The sequence below is a fragment of the Pseudomonas pisciculturae genome (genome assembly GCF_015461805.1).
GTDB lineage: Bacteria > Pseudomonadota > Gammaproteobacteria > Pseudomonadales > Pseudomonadaceae > Aquipseudomonas > Aquipseudomonas pisciculturae.
The window spans coordinates 503430-521207 of record NZ_JACVZE010000001.1 but is presented as its reverse complement, the minus strand read 5'-3'; the positions used below and the strand labels follow the sequence as shown (position 1 = coordinate 521207).

Here is a 17778-nt window from a genome sequence, read left to right as displayed (position 1 = left end):
CGATGGGTCAGTCACCTAATGCAGTGGCTGACACTCAGTCATCGGGGGCAAGCCCCCTCCCACACATTGGTACTGCATAGGCTTTAAAAATGGATTTCAGGCCCGCCCGATCGGCGCAAATTTCGCCTGGGTATGCTCGGCCAACACCGCTGCCGACAACTCCACCTCCAACCCCCGCCTCCCCGCACTCACAAAGATCGTCGCAAACGGCTGCGCCGTCTCATCGATAAAAGTACGCAAGCGCTTCTTCTGCCCCAACGGGCTGATACCGCCCAGCAAATAGCCAGTAGAGCGCTGGGCCGCCGCCGGGTCGGCCATTTCGACTTTTTTAACCCCCGCCGCATGCGCCAAGGCTTTTAAGTCCAGACTTCCGACGACCGGCACCACCGCCACCAACAATTCTCCCTTCTCACTGCTGGCCAGCAAGGTCTTGAACACCTGCGCCGCATCAAGCCCCAATTTTTCCGCGGCCTCCAGGCCATACGATGCCGCCTTGGGGTCATGTTCGTAACTGTGAATACGATGTTCGGCGCGAACTTTTTTCAACAGGTCCAATGCAGGGGTCATGCTGGCTCCAGGCGTGGCAAACAGATGGCCAATTCTAGGCCAAGGCCACGTAAAAGGCTCTAGTACGCCCACTCTTAAGGTGCACGCGCTGTGTGACAAGCGTGATCATTCATCAGGCCAATAGTTTGAATGTGACTGACGGTTCACTTTCGACCTTTGACAGCGGTCATTCTTGTCTATATTTTTTCGTTTCCGAATACTGTAGGAATAGACCTACAGCTTTCAAGCAGCAAGCCGTGTCCGGGATGGGGATCCTTGCCACGGTGAAAATCGCGCAACGTTCCGTTGAGAACGTGCGCCAGACAAGAACAACAATTGAGGTTTTCCATGACAACTGCTCTTCAACAGCCTTCACTTTCGAGCCAATGCATGGCCGAATTCCTGGGGACTGCGCTTTTGATCTTCTTCGGTACAGGATGTGTCGCTGCGCTCAAGGTTGCGGGTGCCAGCTTTGGCTTGTGGGAAATCAGTGTCATCTGGGGGGTCGGCGTCAGCATGGCGATCTACCTGAGCGCCGGTATTTCCGGAGCCCACCTCAACCCGGCGGTGAGTATCGCCCTGTGCCTGTTTGCCGATTTCGACAAGCGCAAACTGCCCTTCTATATCCTCGCCCAGATCGCCGGCGCTTTCTGTTCGGCAGCCTTGGTGTACACCCTCTACAGCAATCTGTTTTTCGATTACGAACAAACCCACCATATGGTCCGTGGCACACAGGCCAGCCTGGAATTGGCGTCGGTATTCTCCACCTACCCCCATGCCCTGCTGAGTACCGCCCAGGCATTCCTGGTGGAAATGGTCATCACCGCCATCCTGATGGGCGTAATCATGGCCCTCACCGATGACAACAACGGCCTGCCGCGTGGCCCGCTGGCACCACTGCTGATCGGCTTGCTGATCGCGGTGATCGGCAGCGCCATGGGCCCACTCACCGGTTTTGCGATGAACCCGGCGCGGGATCTGGGGCCCAAGCTGATGACCTTTTTCGCTGGCTGGGGTGAAATAGCCTTTACTGGCGGCCGCGATATTCCTTACTTCCTGGTACCGATTTTCGGACCGATTGTCGGCGCATGCTTGGGTGCTGCGGCCTATCGCGGGCTGATTGCCCGCCATCTGCCGAGCGCCGCACCTGCTATAGCTGAAGCAACACCTGACACGGCAGTCAATGGCAAGACCCGTATTTCCTGACAGCGCCAGTCTGGGCCTTCCTGCCCGTTTTTAGCCCAGGCTGATTACCGATTTTCTTATTTTCCAAGGCATTCGACATGACCGACATTCAGAATAAGAACTACATCATTGCCCTCGACCAAGGCACCACCAGTTCCCGGGCGATCATCTTTGATCGTGACGCCAACGTGGTCTGCACCGCCCAGCGCGAATTCGCCCAGCATTACCCACAAGCGGGCTGGGTCGAACACGACCCGATGGAAATCTTCGCCACCCAGAGCGCGGTGATGGTCGAAGCCCTGGCCCAGGCAGGCCTGCACCATGACCAGGTGGCTGCCATCGGCATCACCAACCAGCGTGAAACCACCGTGGTTTGGGACAAAATCACCGGCCGCCCGATCTACAACGCCATCGTCTGGCAGTGCCGCCGCAGCACCGAGATCTGCCAGCAGCTCAAGCGCGACGGCCACGAGCAATACATCAGCGACACCACTGGTCTGGTTACCGACCCGTACTTCTCCGGCACCAAGCTCAAGTGGATCCTGGACAACGTCGAAGGCAGCCGCGAGCGTGCACGTAATGGCGAACTGCTGTTCGGCACCGTCGACAGCTGGCTGATCTGGAAATTTACCGGCGGCAAGACCCACGTCACCGACTACACCAACGCCTCGCGCACCATGCTCTTCAACATCCACTCGTTGGAGTGGGACGCGAAGATGCTGGAGATCCTCGACATCCCGCGCGAAATGCTGCCAGAAGTTAAGTCGTCCTCGGAAATCTACGGCCGTACCAAGAGTGGCATCGCCATCGGCGGTATCGCCGGTGACCAGCAAGCCGCGCTGTTCGGCCAAATGTGCGTCGAAGCTGGTCAGGCCAAGAACACCTACGGCACCGGTTGCTTCCTGCTGATGAACACCGGCGACAAAGCCGTGAAATCCAAGCACGGCATGCTCACCACCATCGCCTGCGGCCCCCGCGGCGAAGTGGCCTATGCCCTGGAAGGCGCCGTGTTCAACGGTGGTTCTACTGTGCAGTGGCTGCGTGATGAGCTGAAAATCATCAACGACGCCCACGACACCGAATACTTCGCCGGCAAGGTCAAAGACAGCAACGGCGTGTACCTGGTGCCAGCCTTCACTGGCTTGGGCGCTCCGTACTGGGACCCGTATGCCCGTGGCGCACTGTTCGGCCTGACCCGTGGCGTACGTGTGGATCACATTATTCGCGCAGCCCTGGAGTCGATTGCCTACCAGACCCGCGACGTACTCGACGCCATGCAACAGGACTCGGGCGAACGCCTCAAGGCCCTGCGTGTAGACGGCGGCGCGGTGGCCAACAACTTCCTGATGCAATTCCAGGCCGACATCCTCGGCACCCAAGTCGAGCGCCCGCAAATGCGTGAGACAACTGCACTCGGTGCTGCGTACCTGGCCGGCCTGGCGTGCGGCTTCTGGGGCAGCCTGGATGAGTTGCGTGGCAAGGCGGTCATCGAACGCGAATTCGAACCGCAGTTGGAAGAAAAGGAAAAAGAAAAACTCTACGCCGGCTGGCAAAAAGCAGTCAGCCGCACACGCGACTGGGAGCCCCACGAAGGCGCTGAATAAGGTTGTAACTGGCAGGGAGCAGATTCCTGCGTCATCATGGGCCACTTTTGTATGGCAGCCCAAAGGACGCCCAATGAATCTGCCTCCCCGCCAACAACAAATCCTCGAACTGGTCCGCGAACGCGGCTACGTCAGTATCGAGGAAATGGCGCAGCTATTCGTAGTCACCCCGCAAACCATCCGCCGCGATATCAACCAGCTGGCGGACGCCAACCTGTTGCGCCGCTACCACGGCGGCGCGGCCTATGACTCCAGTGTCGAAAACACCGCGTACGCCATGCGTGCCGACCAAATGCGCGATGAGAAACAGCGCATCGGCGAAGCCATTGCTGCGCAGATCCCCGACCACGCCTCGCTATTTATCAATATCGGCACCACCACCGAATCCATCGCCCGTGCGCTGCTCAACCACAGTCACCTGAAAATCATCACCAACAACCTCAACGTGGCCACCATGCTCAGCGCCAAGGACGACTTCGACGTGCTGCTGACCGGCGGTAATGTGCGCCGTGATGGTGGTGTGGTGGGCCAGGCCAGTGTCGACTTCATCAACCAGTTCAAGGTGGACTTTGCCTTGGTGGGGATCAGCGGCATTGATGAAGATGGCAGTTTGTTGGATTTCGATTATCAAGAAGTGCGGGTTTCACAAGCCATCATCGCCAATGCACGTCAGGTGATCCTGGCGGCGGACTCCAGCAAATTCGGGCGCAATGCCATGATTCGATTGGGGCCGATCAGTTTGGTGGATTGTTTAGTGACTGATCAGCAGCCGGTGCCAGCTTTGGTGCAGTTGTTGAATGAGCATAAGGTTCGGCTGGAAGTCGTGTAGCGCCTGTACCGTCGCCATCGGGGGCAAGCCCCCTCCCACAGTTGACCGAGTTCCAACATGGGAATGCGCTCAAATGTGGGAGGGGCGGTGCGACGACTCGACTTGCCCCCGATGGCGATCTATCTGACAGCCGATTTATCAACGGCTGCCTCACCCCAATGTTCACAATTTTTCCTTTCCCCACCCTTCGATGAGTTTTTTCAATCGAAGTCGACTGGCTGTGCGCGTGTTTATCAGCTACCATTTTCGCAAATGAACATTAATGTTCGAATTCCAAGACGAATAAATCGCGAGGCCAGCCGATGAACCCTTCCACCTTGCCTGCTCCACCGCTTGCCGAAGTCTATGACGTCGCCGTTATCGGTGGCGGGATCAATGGCGTCGGCATTGCAGCAGACGCAGCCGGTCGCGGTTTGTCGGTATTCCTTTGCGAAAAGGATGACCTGGCCAGCCACACCTCTTCGGCCAGCAGCAAGCTGATCCACGGCGGCCTGCGTTATCTCGAACATTATGAATTCCGTCTGGTGCGCGAAGCCCTGGCCGAACGTGAAGTGCTGCTGGCCAAGGCCCCGCACATCGTCAAGCAGATGCGTTTCGTATTGCCGCACCGCCCGCACCTGCGCCCTGCGTGGATGATTCGCGCGGGTCTGTTCCTGTACGACCACCTCGGCAAGCGCGAAAAACTCGCCGGCTCCAAAAGCCTCAAGTTCGGCGCCGACAGCCCGCTCAAAAGTGAAATCACCAAAGGCTTCGAGTACTCCGACTGCTGGGTCGATGACGCCCGTCTCGTGGTACTGAACGCCATGGCCGCCCGCGAAAAAGGCGCGCATATCCACACCCAGACCCGTTGCATCAGCGCACACCGCAGCAAGGGCCTGTGGGAAATGAACATGGAACGTGCCGACGGCAGCCTGTTCTCGATCCGCGCCCGCGCATTGGTGAACGCCGCTGGCCCGTGGGTCGCCAAGTTCATCAAGGACGACTTGAAGCTCGACTCGCCCTACGGCATCCGCCTGATCCAGGGCAGTCACCTGATCGTGCCAAAACTGTACGAAGGCGCCCACGCGCACATCCTGCAGAACGAAGACCAGCGGATCGTTTTCACCATCCCGTACTTGAACCACCTGACCATCATCGGCACCACCGACCGCGAGTACACCGGCGACCCGGCGAAAGTTGCGATCACCGAAGGTGAAACCGACTACATGCTCAAAGTGGTCAACGCGCACTTCAAGAAACAAGTGAGCCGCGACGACATCGTCCACACCTACTCCGGGGTGCGCCCGCTGTGCAACGACGAGTCGGATAACCCCTCAGCCATTACCCGCGACTACACCCTGGCGTTGTCCGGCGGTACGGGCGAGGCGCCGATCCTGTCGGTGTTTGGCGGCAAGCTGACCACTTATCGCAAGCTCGCTGAATCGGCGATGGCGCAGCTGGCGCCGTACTTCACCCAGATGCGCCCGAGTTGGACAGCCACCGCCAGCCTGCCCGGCGGCGAAGACATGACCACGCCAGAAGCACTGGCCGACGCCATTCGCAGTAAATTCGACTGGGTGCCGAGCGAAATCGCCCGTCGCTGGTCCACCACCTATGGCAGCCGCACCTGGCGCTTGCTGGAGGGCGTGCAATCGCTGGCCGACCTGGGCGAACACCTGGGTGGCGGCCTGTACACCCGCGAGATCGACTACCTCTGCGCCGAAGAGTGGGTCACCCAGCCGCAAGACGTATTGTGGCGCCGAACTAAGCTGGGTTTGTTCACCACCCCTGAGGAACAAGACAACGTGCAGCGTTACCTGTCCAAGGTTGAGCAGAACCGCGGCAAGATTGAAGCGGCCTGACAGTTAAAGCCTACAAAAGCCCCTGCGCCGTAAGGTTCAGGGGCTTTTTCATGCCTGCTTTTCCATTCGGTTTTCCGAACGCCATCCCCCTACACTATTCGGATTGCCGTACCCAACAGTTCTGAAACAATAGTCACACAAAGTTAATCTTCATATAAATCATGTGGTTAACCTTTTTATTCAGGTCTGGCACGACTCATGCTCTACACTCTTGGACGATTGCCTGAGACGCCTCAGGAGCCGTCATGGGCATTCGCTGTACAAGAGAGCCGTTTAGCCGGCTTCATAAAAAAAACAAATGTCGAGGAAGTATTGATGCGCATCGTTCCCCATATCCTGGGCGCAGCTATCGCTGCTGCTCTGATCAGCACTCCAGTTTTCGCCGCCGAACTCACCGGCACACTGAAGAAAATCAACGACTCCGGCACCATCACCCTCGCGCACCGCGACAGCTCCATTCCGTTTTCCTACATCGCGGATGGTTCGGGCAAACCAGTTGGCTACTCCCACGACATTCAGCTGGCCGTCGTTGAACAACTGAAAAAAGACCTGAACAAACCCGACCTGAAGGCCAAGTACAACCTGGTTACTTCGCAAACCCGTATTCCGCTGATCCAGAACGGCACTGCGGACCTCGAGTGCGGCTCCACCACCAACAACGCCGAACGCGCCCAGCAAGTTGATTTCACCGTCAACATCTTCGAAATCGGCACCCGTCTGCTGGTCAAGAAAGACAAGGAAGGCAAACCGTCCTATACCGATTTTGCCGACCTGAAAGGCAAAAACGTCGTGACCACCGCGGGCACCACGTCCGAGCGCATCATCAAAGCGATGAACGCCGACAAGCAGATGGGCATGAACGTCATCTCCGCCAAAGACCACGGCGAATCCTTCCAAATGCTCGAAAGCGGCCGTGCCGTTGCTTTCATGATGGACGACGCCCTGCTGGCCGGCGAAGAAGCCAAGGCGAAGAAGCCGGATGATTGGGTCATCACCGGTACTCCACAGTCCTTCGAAGCCTACGCGTGCATGGTTCGCAAAGGTGACCCGGACTTCAAGAAAGCCGTGGATGGCGCCATCACCGCCCTGTACAAGTCCGGCGAAATCAACAAGATCTACAGCAAGTGGTTCGAAAGCCCGATCCCACCTAAAGGCCTGAACCTGAACTTCCCAATGAGTGAAAAGGTTAAAGAGCTGATCGCCAACCCAAGCGACAAGCCAGCGCCTGACGTAAAAATCTGACACTGATCTAACCTTACCTCCTGGGGGAGCCAACCCTCCCCCAGGCGTCTGTTACTACCTGCTGGCTGTACATTGGAACACTCGACCTGGCGGTTTCCGAGCCGATCGCGTGTGCCTGGCGTTCATCGCCGGGTGGGAATGGATTTTCCCCAAGCGGGTGCTTGTACATCGATCGATTTGAGGGGAGACCCTAATGAATTACAACTGGGACTGGGGCGTGTTCTTCAAGTCCACTGGCGTGGGCAGCGAGACCTATCTCGACTGGTACATCGCCGGTTTGGGCTGGACCATCGCCATCGCTGTCGTGGCATGGATCATCGCCTTGTTGCTTGGCTCCGTTCTGGGGGTCATGCGCACCGTGCCAAACCGCCTCGTATCGGGCATTGCGACCTGCTACGTGGAACTGTTTCGTAACGTGCCGCTGCTGGTGCAGCTGTTCATCTGGTACTTCCTGATTCCCGACCTGCTGCCGCAAAACCTGCAGGACTGGTACAAACAAGACCTTAACCCGACCACCTCGGCCTACCTGAGCGTCGTCGTGTGCCTGGGCCTGTTCACCGCCGCCCGCGTGTGTGAGCAAGTGCGTACCGGCATCCAGGCGCTACCGCGTGGCCAAGAGTCTGCCGCGCGCGCCATGGGCTTCAAGCTGCCGCAGATCTACTGGAACGTGCTGCTGCCCCAGGCCTACCGCATCATCATTCCGCCGCTTACCTCTGAGTTTCTCAACGTCTTCAAGAACTCCTCCGTGGCGTCCTTGATCGGCTTGATGGAACTGCTGGCGCAAACCAAGCAGACCGCCGAATTTTCGGCCAACCTGTTTGAAGCCTTCACCCTGGCCACGCTGATCTACTTCACCCTGAACATGAGCCTGATGTTGCTCATGCGCCTGGTCGAGAAGAAAGTCGCGGTGCCTGGCCTGATCTCCGTGGGGGGTAAATAATGGAACTCGACTTCAGCGGCATCATCCCCGCTATCCCGGGCCTGTGGAACGGCATGGTCATGACCTTGCAGTTGATGGTCATGGGTGTGGTTGGCGGCATCGCGTTGGGCACCGTGCTCGCGCTGATGCGCTTGTCGTCCAGCAAACTGCTGTCGCGTGTGGCTGGCGCCTATGTGAACTACTTCCGCTCGATCCCGCTTCTGCTGGTGATCACCTGGTTCTACCTGGCGGTGCCGTTCGTATTGCGCTGGATCACCGGCGAAGACACGCCGATTGGCGCGTTCACTTCCTGCGTCGTGGCCTTCATGATGTTCGAAGCCGCGTACTTCTGTGAAATCGTACGGGCCGGCGTGCAGTCGATCCCCAAGGGCCAGATGGGCGCAGCGCAAGCGATGGGCATGACGTATGGCCAGACCATGCGCCTGATCATTCTGCCCCAGGCGTTCCGCAAGATGACCCCGTTGCTGCTGCAACAGTCGATCATCCTGTTCCAGGACACCTCGCTGGTCTACACCGTGGGCCTGGTGGACTTCCTCAACTCCGCACGCTCCAACGGCGACATCATCGGCCGCTCCAACGAGTTCCTGATCTTCGCCGGTGTCGTCTACTTCATCATCAGCTTTTCCGCCTCGCTGCTGGTCAAGCGTCTGCAAAAAAGGTTTGCCGTATGATCTCTATCAAGAACATCAACAAGTGGTATGGCGACTTCCAGGTGCTGACCGATTGCAGCACTGATGTCAAAAAAGGCGAAGTGATCGTGGTGTGCGGGCCGTCCGGCTCGGGCAAGTCCACCCTGATCAAGTGCGTCAACGCACTGGAACCGTTCCAGAAGGGCGACATCGTGGTCGACGGCACCTCCATCGCCGACCCGAAAACCAACCTGCCGAAACTGCGCTCGCGCGTGGGCATGGTGTTCCAGCACTTCGAGCTGTTCCCGCACCTGACCATCACCGAAAACCTGACCATTGCGCAGATCAAGGTCCTGGGCCGCAGTAAGGAAGAAGCCACCAAGAAAGGCCTGCAACTGCTGGAGCGCGTCGGCCTGTCGGCTCACGCCCACAAGCACCCGGGCCAACTGTCCGGCGGCCAGCAACAGCGTGTGGCGATTGCTCGCGCCCTGGCGATGGACCCGATCGTCATGCTGTTCGACGAACCGACCTCGGCCCTTGACCCGGAAATGGTCAACGAAGTGCTCGACGTGATGGTGCAACTGGCCCAGGAAGGCATGACCATGATGTGCGTAACCCACGAAATGGGCTTTGCCCGCAAAGTGGCTGACCGCGTGATCTTCATGGACGCCGGCAAGATCATCGAAGACTGCCCGAAAGAAGAGTTTTTCGGCGACATCAGCGCCCGCTCCGAACGCGCGCAGCACTTCCTTGAGAAAATCCTGCAGCACTAAGCCCTACACAGCTCCTCCTGCAGAAACAGGGTCCATGTGGGAGGGGGCTTGCCCCCGATGGCGGTGGATCAGTCACCTGATTTATCAACTGACACACTGCTATCGGGGGCAAGCCCCCTCCCACACTGGATCGCGCAGGCTGGCAAGCTCTGGTTGACCCAAGGCATCTGTGATGAAATGCGACCCCAACCAATTTCGCGCCGCGCCGCCATCACTTGCCGTGAAGCCTCGTCTGATTCGCCAACTGTTCCTGCCGCCGTTGATCGTCGCCCTGATGATCGGCCTGGGTTATATCGGCTTCTGGGTCAGTGAGTACTATGGCATCCGCACCCTCAGCGACACTGGCGAGCGCCAATTGGAGCTGCATGCCCGTACCGTCGAAAGCGAACTGAGCAAATACACCTACCTGCCCAGCCTCCTGGAGTTGGAGTCCAGCGTGTCGACGCTGCTGGCAAACCCCAGTCAGGAAACCCGCAAGTCCGTCAACGACTACCTCGAAGGCCTGAACCGGCGTAGCCGCAGCCGCGCTATTTACGTGATGGACACCACCGGCCGCGTGCTGGCCACCAGTAACTGGCGCGATGCCGACAGTTACCAGGGTGAAGACCTGTCCTTCCGCGCCTATTTCCAGAACGCCGTGCGTGGCCAGCCTGGCCGTTTCTACGGTATCGGCAGCACCAACGGCGAGCCCGGCTATTACCTGGCCCATGGCCTCGAAGAGCACGGCAAGATCATCGGCGTCGCCGTGGTCAAGGTGCGCCTCGAAGCCCTTGAAGAACGCTGGCAGCGCGCCCGTCTCGAAGCCTTTGTCAGCGATGAGAACGGCATCATCATCCTGTCCAGCGACCCGGCCCGCCGCCTCAAGGCTGTGCGCCCACTGAGCGATGACACCAAAGACCGCCTGGCCCACAGCCTGCAATATTACTGGGCGACGCTCAACGAGCTGGAGCCCCTGGCCCGCGAACGCCTCAACGAAGGCGCCGAGAAACTCACCTTCCCTGCCAACAGCGAAGTGGTCAACGACGAGCACGAAGTCAGCTACCTGGCGCAAACCCGCCCGCTCAACGACACGCCGTGGAATTTCACCTTACTGACGCCCCTCAATGACCTGCGCCGCGCAGCCATCAACCAGGGCATTCTGGTGGCCGTTGCCTTCGGGCTGGTGGCGTTCTTGCTGATCGCCTGGAACGAACGGCGCAAGGTTATCGCCACACGCCTGGCGGCACGGGAAGCCCTGCAAGAAGCCAACAGCCAGCTGGAACGTCGGATTGCCGAACGCACCGCCGACCTGCGCGCCAGCAACGAGCGGCTCAAGGGCCAGATCCGCGAACGCCGCCAGGCCGAAGAGACCCTGCGCCGCGCCCAGGATGAGCTGGTACAAGCCGGTAAGCTGGCGGCCATCGGCCAAATGTCCACCAGCATCGCCCATGAATTGAACCAGCCACTGGCGGCGCTGCGCACGTTGTCCGGCAACACCGTGCGCTTCCTGGAGCGCGGCGCCCTGGACACTGCCAGCGCCAACCTGCACACCATCAACGAACTGATCGACCGCATGGGCCGCATCACCGCCAGCCTGCGCTCCTTTGCCCGTCGCGGTGACGACCAAGGTGAAGCCAGCCTGATCAAAGCGGTGGATGCCGCATTCCAGGTACTTGGCGCACGCTTGGACAGCCTGCCGCTGACCGTGCACCGCGACTTTTCTCACGCTCAATTGCAGATCGACCAGACGCGCCTGGAGCAGATCCTGGTCAACCTGATCGGTAATGCCGTCGACGCCATGCAGGCCCAACCCGCCCCCGAGCTGTGGTTGGAAGGCAGCAGCAGCGACGGCAAATACCGCCTGCTGGTGCGCGACAACGGCCACGGCATCGACCCCGAAGCACGCAAACATTTGTTCGAACCGTTCTTCACCACCAAGCCCGGAGAGCAAGGCCTGGGCCTGGGCTTGACCCTGTCCGCCAGCCTCGCCGCCGCCACCGGCGGCAACCTCGCCGTGGAACACCCGGCCAGTGGTGGTACTGCCTTTGTCCTGAGCCTGCCGTTGGCGGGCGCTCAAAAAGCTGAGTCGACATGAATACTGACGCTACAGCCCCTAACGACCTCACCGTCCTGATTGTCGAAGACGACCCCCATGTATTGCTCGGCTGCCAGCAAGCCCTGGCCCTGGAAGACATTCCCAGCGTTGGCGTGGGCAGTGCCGAAGAGGCGTTGCAGCGCGTCGGCGAGAACTTCGCGGGCATTGTCATCAGCGACATCCGCCTGCCGGGCATCGATGGCCTGGAGCTGCTGACCCGCCTCAAGGCCCTGGATAAAAGCCTGCCGGTGGTGTTGATTACCGGGCACGGCGATATCTCGATGGCGGTGGGCGCGATGCGCAACGGCGCCTATGACTTCATGGAGAAACCGTTCTCCCCTGAACGCTTGGTAGACGTGGCCCGCCGCGCCCTGGAACAACGCGGGCTGGCGCGGGAAGTCTGGTCGCTGCGCCGCCAACTGGCCGAGCGTGACTCGCTGGAAGGCCGCATCATCGGCCGCTCGCCGGCCATGCAAAACCTGCGCGAACTAATCGCCAACGTCGCCGACACCTCGGCCAACGTGCTGATCGAAGGCGAGACCGGCACCGGCAAGGAACTGGTCGCCCGTTGCCTGCATGATTTCAGCCGCCGCCACAGTCATCAATTTGTTGCCCTGAACTGCGGCGGCCTGCCAGAGAACCTGTTCGAAAGCGAAATTTTCGGCCACGAGGCCAACGCCTTCACGGGTGCCGGCAAGCGTCGCATCGGCAAGATCGAGCACGCCCACGAAGGCACGCTGTTTCTCGACGAAGTGGAGAGCATGCCGATCAACCTGCAAATCAAGTTGCTGCGGGTATTGCAGGAGCGCACCCTCGAACGCCTGGGTTCAAACCAAAGCGTGGCGGTGGATTGCCGGGTGATCGCCGCCACCAAGTCCGACCTCGACGAACTGAGCCGCGCCAGCCAGTTCCGCAGCGACCTCTACTACCGCCTCAACGTGGTCACCTTGGAACTGCCACCCCTGCGTGAACGCCGCGAAGACATCCTGCAACTGTTCGAACACTTTTTGCAGCAGTCATCGCTGCGCTTCGACCGCACCGCGCCGGAGTTGGACAACCAGACCCTGTCGACCCTGATGAGCCACGACTGGCCCGGCAACGTGCGCGAACTGCGCAACGTCGCCGAACGCTTCGCCCTGGGCCTGCCCGCCTTCAAGAAAAGCGGCGCCGGCACGGGCAGCGGTGGCCTGGCCTTTACCGAAGCAGTGGAAGCCTTCGAGCGCAACCTGCTTAACGACGCGCTGCAACGCAGCGGCGGCAACCTGACCCAAGCCAGCCAGGAACTGGGGATGGCCAAGACCACCCTTTTCGACAAGGTCAAAAAATACGGGTTGAGTCACTGATGGATCTTTTCTTGAAGGCCGCCCTGGGTGCGGCGGTGGTGCTGATTTTGGCGGCGCTGGCCAAGACCAAGAATTACTACATCGCTGGCCTGGTGCCGCTGTTTCCGACGTTTGCGCTGATCGCGCACTACATCGTCGGCAAGGGCCGCTCGGTGGAGGACTTAAAGACCACCATCCTGTTTGGGATGTGGTCAATCATTCCGTACTTTGTGTATTTGGCGACGTTGTATGTGATGGTGGATCGAATGCGGTTGGAGGCGTCGCTGGCCGTAGCGGCCGTCGCCTGGCTGATAGCCGCTACCGTGTTGGTCAGTATCTGGGTACGCCTGCACTCCTGACACAACTCGGTAAAAATGTGGGAGGGGGCTTGCCCCCGATTGCAGTGGGTCAGCTAGCTTATTTGTGGCTGACACACCGCTATCGGGGGCAAGCCCCCTCCCACATTTTGATCTCAGTTGTGTCAGCGGACTATTTTGTCGACTTGAATGCCCAGCTTCTTAAGGCGATACCAGAAGCTCCTCTCGGAAATCCCGATCTTTTGCGCCGCGGCAGCCTGCACCCCATTACTCTCCTGCAACGCCGCCAATATGTACGCCTTCTCCACCTCCGCCAGCGCCGCATCCAGGTCCTGGGGAACGCCCGGCCCATCGCTGAGGATCGCCGTCACCCCGCCCTCGCTCGGCTTGGACGCAAACAGATACCCCGGCAAATCGATATCCTCGATCACCGGCGTTGCCGCCACAATCGTCGCCCGCTCCACACAATTTTGCAGCTCGCGAATATTGCCCGGCCAGTGATACGCCGCCATCGCCTGCAACGCCTCGGCACTGAACCCTGTAATGCGTTTACCCGCAGTGGCACTCAGCGTGTGGGCGAAGTGACGAGCCAGCGGCGCGATGTCTTCAACGCGCTCGCGCAAGGCCGGCAAGGGGATCGGGAACACGTTAAGGCGGTAATACAGGTCTTCGCGAAACTCCTTGTTGGCCACCGCCTCCAGCAAGTTCTTGTTGGTGGCAGCGATCACCCGCACATCCACCTTGCGTTCGCGGGGGTCGCCCACCGGTTCGATTACGCGCTCTTGCAACGCCCGCAGGATCTTGGCCTGCAACGCCAAGGGCATATCGCCCACTTCATCCAGAAACAATGTGCCTTTGTCTGCCTGCTGAAAGCGCCCTACCCGGTCCGCCACCGCGCCGGTAAACGCGCCCTTGCGATGGCCGAACATTTCGCTTTCAAGCAGCCCTTCGGGAATCGCCGCACAGTTCACCGCCACGAAAGGCTGGTCGGCACGGCTGCCGTGCTTGTGGATGGCACGGGCGACCATTTCCTTGCCAGTGCCGCTCTCACCGGTGAGCAGGATGGTGGCGGCGCTGTCGCGTACCGAGTCCACCGCTTGCAGCACGCTGCGAAACGCCGGGCTGTCGCCCACCAGGCTGTCGAACTGCGCATGCTCATCCAGCTCGGCACGCAGGCGGGCGTTGTCACGCAGGATGTCGCGAAACTGCAGGGCCTTGGCCACGGTGATGTCCAGCTCGTCGATATCGAACGGTTTGGCGATGTAGTCGTAGGCGCCGTTGCGCATCGACTGCACGGCGTTTTTCACGGTGCTGTAGGCGGTCATCACGATCACCGGCACCTGGGGGTAGCGCACCTTGATCTCGGCCAGCAGCGCCGGCCCGTCCATGCCGGGCATGCGCCAGTCGCTGATGACCAGGTCGATGTCTTCCTGCTCCAGCACTTTGAGGGCGTGCAGGCCATTGCCGGCGATAAACACCTGGACGTTGTTCTGGCCCAGGGCCGAAGCCAGCAGGTCGCAGAGTTTGGGTTCGTCGTCGACTACCAGAATGTTATGCGTCATGACTGTCCTCGTCGTCTTCGCCACTCGCCGGAATGTACAGGCTGAAGGTGGCACCGGCATCTTTTTCGCTGGTGCATTCGATGCGGCCGTCGTGACTTTCCATGATTGAATAAACTTTGGCCAGGCCCAACCCCGTACCCGAAGCCTTGGTGGTGACGAACGGGGTGAAGATGCGTTCGATCATCTCGGCCGGGATGCCCTGGCCGGTATCGGCGATGCTGATCAGGGTGTTGTCATCCACGCTGCGAATGCCCAAGGTCAGGCGCCCGCCTTCGGGCATCGCGTCAATGGCGTTGAGGATCAGGTTTAGGCAAGCCTGCTTGAGCTGCTTGGCATCGGCGTAGATCATCGCGCCCGGCGCCTGGTCATCAATCACCGCATCGATGGTGTGAGTGGCGAGCTCCGGTGCGCAGAAGCCGAGGAGCTCATCCACCAATGGACGGGCCGGCAGCAACACCCGCAACGGCGGGTTGGGCTTGGCAAAATCTAGAAATTCGGTGATCAACTCGTTGATGCGGCTGACTTCGCTGATCACGTATTCCAGGTGACGCTTGTCGGTTTGCGCCAGGTCAGCACGGCGGTGCAGCAACTGCGTGGCGGTCTTGATGATGCCCAGCGGGTTGCGGATCTCGTGGGCCAGGCCCATGGCGACTTCCCCCAGGGCATGCAGGCGGTCACGCCGGCGCAACTGGGCTTCGAGGTGATGCAACTCCCCCAGGCGCTCGGTCATGTGGTTGAACGTGCTGCTCAACTGCGCCAGCTCGTCGCCGCCGCTGACCTGCACGCGGTGCGCGTAATTGCCGGAAATCACCGCGCTCACGCCCTGGGACAAATCCCGCAGCGGCTTGGTCAAGCGCCGCGACACCAACACCCCGGCCGCCAGCGACAGCGCCGAGCTGACCAGGAAGATCAACACGAACAAATTGCTCTGATTCACCAACCCCACCAGGCTGGTGTGACGCAGCAGGCCGCTGAAAATCACGCCTTGCAGGTCGCCGGCGTCGCTGAAGATCGGCCAGTACAACCCGCTGTAGTTATTGGTGAACTGCTCGCTGGGCTGCTTGGTGCTGCGCATCAGGGTTTCGATGTTTTTAGGGATGCGCGAGGGGTGATCCTCAAAGCGCTGGGTCGAGAAAATTTCTGAGAAACCGTCAGGGTTGGCCAGGTACAGGCGCAGGTCGAGGGAGTGCACATCGGCCACGCTGGTGAGGAAACTGCTGTCCAGGTAGGTGGCCACCAGCAGCAAGTAATCCACGCCATCCTGGGTGGTTTCGAAGGTGGAGACCACGATGCCGGTGCTCACACCCGCCACCTGCACGGTCTGCAACACCGCCTTACTGGTGAGGCTGATCTGGTTGACGATATCGTCGGAGGCCGTGCTGAACACGGTTTTGTGATCGCTTACGCGAATCAGCGCCACCACGTCGATGTCGGTGGCATCGGCAATGTCGCTGGTGAGCCGGTCGTGCCTGGCGGCGGTCTTGCTGGATGGCGGGCTGGTGTAGCGCAGGAACAATTTAGCCATGCGCGCGTTGTCGTGAAGGATGTCACCGATCTCGTCCTTGACGATCTTGGTCGACTCTTGCAGCCAGATGCGCACGTTGCTGTCGAAGATCTGCGACAGCGTGGTCGCCGCCAGCTCCGCCGCGATCATGGTGGGAATCACGCTGACCAACCAGAACGCCAACACCAGCTTGCGCTGGACGCTCCAACGCGAAATGGCAAACGGACGGGCTTTCTGGCGGGTCTTGGTGATCATCAGGTTTCGCTTATCGCAGCAGCCATGGCAGGGTCGGAGCGGTCCGGTCGAATAAACAGTTTTACAAGCATGAGCAGGCCGTTGACCAGCCGGTTGCGGTGGCGGAAATACACACGGTTGCCCCGAAACTCGCAGCCCAGGCGCAGCTTACTGGCATACCCGGCCTGCCCGCACTCGTACAGCGCAATATTGTGTTCAATACAGTAGTCGACATTGGTCAGCCAACTGCGAAAGTACAGGTTGTAGTCGCGGGTGAACGCGACGTCATGCCCGAAAAACTTGTCCACCAGGCGGTGTTCGTCCACCAGCACCAGGTTGAACGCCACCAGTTGCTCGTCTACCCAGTAAAGAACACAGGCGGCGCGCTCTGCAAGGCGTTCGAGCACGCCGGTGAAATAGCCGGCAGGCAAGCGTTCGAATTGCAACTCGGCGCGGGTCAGCGTGGCTTCGTACAGGCGCATGATTTCGGGCAGTACGTCGTCGATGTTGCGCCGCCACTCTACCCGAGGCCCTGGCGCACGCAATTTGCGGCGCAGGTCCTTGCGGGTGGATTTGCCCAGTGAACCGAGGTAGGCGTCCACCGAGCCGTAGGGCAACGGCAGAATACCCGTAGGCAGGCTCGGCATCTGTTGAAAACCCGCTGCGCGGCAACTGTCGCGCCAGTGTGGATCGTTGCTCGGCGCATCCTTGATCGCCACCAGGCCGATACCGAAGTCATCGGCATCCTGGCGTGCGGCGGTGAGCAAATGCTTGAGCAACAACGGGCGACGCGCCTCGGGCACATGGCTGGCGAAGCCTGCATCGCAGCGTTCGGCTACCGGAGAACCGAGAGCATACAGCCCCAACTGCAAAAGCCCCGGCCACACTCGCTCCACCCGTTCGGTCCAACGCTTGCCGGCGCCCGACACCGTGGTATCGAGGCGGTAATGGGTGATGAATGCGGCGGCCACGGCCACCAGCGATCCATCCTCGTAGACCGCCAGGTAACGCCACTGGAAATCAGCGATGGCGGCGTGTTCCACGGCGACGTAATAGTCCCAGTCCTCCAGGGCACCGGGGAAGAAGTCGTTCCAGGCACTGCGCTGGATGGCCCTAATAGTCGCAAAGGCTTGCGTCGTAATCACATCGAATCCCTTTGTGGCGAGGGAGCTTGCT

General features: G+C 60.0%; 15 protein-coding genes. 11 read left to right on the top strand and 4 right to left on the bottom strand.

Annotation, left to right across the window (positions count from 1 at the left end; genetic code table 11):
* Positions 1 to 96: 96 nt before the first annotated feature.
* A complete protein-coding gene (ybaK, locus tag ICY20_RS02310) occupies positions 97 to 567 on the bottom strand; it encodes a Cys-tRNA(Pro) deacylase (RefSeq protein WP_194936848.1) in 471 nt (156 codons plus the stop codon).
* Between the two features lie 327 nt (positions 568 to 894).
* Between ybaK and ICY20_RS02305 the strand changes: the two genes are divergently transcribed.
* The 11 genes from ICY20_RS02305 to ICY20_RS02255 all read left to right on the top strand — a co-directional run bounded on the left by ICY20_RS02305 (position 895) and on the right by ICY20_RS02255 (position 13344).
* Positions 895 to 1752 (top strand): MIP/aquaporin family protein, encoded by an 858-nt coding sequence (locus tag ICY20_RS02305; protein WP_194936847.1) that lies wholly within the window; start codon positions 895 to 897, stop codon positions 1750 to 1752.
* 77 nt (positions 1753 to 1829) lie between these two features.
* Positions 1830 to 3335: a glycerol kinase GlpK gene (gene glpK, locus ICY20_RS02300; RefSeq protein ID WP_122487742.1), complete on the top strand. Its 1506-nt coding sequence runs from the start codon at positions 1830 to 1832 to the stop codon at positions 3333 to 3335.
* 73 nt (positions 3336 to 3408) lie between these two features.
* Positions 3409 to 4164, top strand: coding sequence for a DeoR/GlpR family transcriptional regulator (locus tag ICY20_RS02295; protein WP_135287637.1), 756 nt, complete (start codon positions 3409 to 3411; stop codon positions 4162 to 4164).
* A 302-nt stretch (positions 4165 to 4466) separates the two neighbouring features.
* Positions 4467 to 6005: a glycerol-3-phosphate dehydrogenase gene (glpD, locus tag ICY20_RS02290; protein WP_194936846.1), complete on the top strand. Its 1539-nt coding sequence runs from the start codon at positions 4467 to 4469 to the stop codon at positions 6003 to 6005.
* A 315-nt stretch (positions 6006 to 6320) separates the two neighbouring features.
* On the top strand, positions 6321 to 7247 hold the full coding sequence (locus ICY20_RS02285; RefSeq protein WP_159956771.1) for a glutamate/aspartate ABC transporter substrate-binding protein: 927 nt from the start codon (positions 6321 to 6323) through the stop codon (positions 7245 to 7247).
* A 193-nt stretch (positions 7248 to 7440) separates the two neighbouring features.
* Positions 7441 to 8187 (top strand): amino acid ABC transporter permease, encoded by a 747-nt coding sequence (locus tag ICY20_RS02280; protein WP_159956773.1) that lies wholly within the window; start codon positions 7441 to 7443, stop codon positions 8185 to 8187.
* On the top strand, positions 8187 to 8858 hold the full coding sequence (locus ICY20_RS02275; RefSeq protein WP_159956775.1) for an amino acid ABC transporter permease: 672 nt from the start codon (positions 8187 to 8189) through the stop codon (positions 8856 to 8858). Before ICY20_RS02280 ends, ICY20_RS02275 begins: the two co-directional genes overlap by 1 nt.
* The gene (locus tag ICY20_RS02270; RefSeq protein ID WP_017526340.1) at positions 8855 to 9589 is read left to right on the top strand and encodes an amino acid ABC transporter ATP-binding protein; all 735 of its coding nucleotides are present in this window, start codon (positions 8855 to 8857) and stop codon (positions 9587 to 9589) included. The genes ICY20_RS02275 and ICY20_RS02270 overlap by 4 nt, the downstream gene beginning before the upstream one ends.
* A gap of 172 nt (positions 9590 to 9761) precedes the next feature.
* Positions 9762 to 11663, top strand: a complete 1902-nt coding sequence (aauS, locus tag ICY20_RS02265) for a two-component sensor histidine kinase AauS (protein ID WP_159956777.1) — start codon at positions 9762 to 9764, stop codon at positions 11661 to 11663.
* Complete coding sequence (gene aauR / locus ICY20_RS02260; RefSeq protein WP_159956779.1) at positions 11660 to 13006, top strand: two-component response regulator AauR; 1347 nt, start codon at positions 11660 to 11662, stop codon at positions 13004 to 13006. The genes aauS and aauR overlap by 4 nt, the downstream gene beginning before the upstream one ends.
* Positions 13006 to 13344: a GlpM family protein gene (locus ICY20_RS02255; protein ID WP_122514494.1), complete on the top strand. Its 339-nt coding sequence runs from the start codon at positions 13006 to 13008 to the stop codon at positions 13342 to 13344. Before aauR ends, ICY20_RS02255 begins: the two co-directional genes overlap by 1 nt.
* Positions 13345 to 13466: 122 nt before the next feature.
* On the opposite strand, the gene ICY20_RS02250 is transcribed toward ICY20_RS02255, so the two are convergent.
* Genes ICY20_RS02250 through ICY20_RS02240 form a run of 3 tightly spaced genes read right to left on the bottom strand, consistent with a single transcriptional unit; the run spans position 13467 to position 17747 of the window.
* Positions 13467 to 14864 carry a sigma-54-dependent transcriptional regulator gene (locus ICY20_RS02250; RefSeq protein ID WP_159956781.1) on the bottom strand — a complete coding sequence of 466 codons (1398 nt, stop codon included), beginning with the start codon at positions 14862 to 14864 and terminating at the stop codon, positions 13467 to 13469.
* Positions 14854 to 16623 carry a sensor histidine kinase gene (locus ICY20_RS02245; protein WP_194936845.1) on the bottom strand — a complete coding sequence of 590 codons (1770 nt, stop codon included), beginning with the start codon at positions 16621 to 16623 and terminating at the stop codon, positions 14854 to 14856. Before ICY20_RS02245 ends, ICY20_RS02250 begins: the two co-directional genes overlap by 11 nt.
* Positions 16623 to 17747: a GNAT family N-acetyltransferase gene (locus ICY20_RS02240; RefSeq protein WP_159956785.1), complete on the bottom strand. Its 1125-nt coding sequence runs from the start codon at positions 17745 to 17747 to the stop codon at positions 16623 to 16625. The genes ICY20_RS02245 and ICY20_RS02240 overlap by 1 nt, the downstream gene beginning before the upstream one ends.
* Positions 17748 to 17778: the final 31 nt, after the last annotated feature.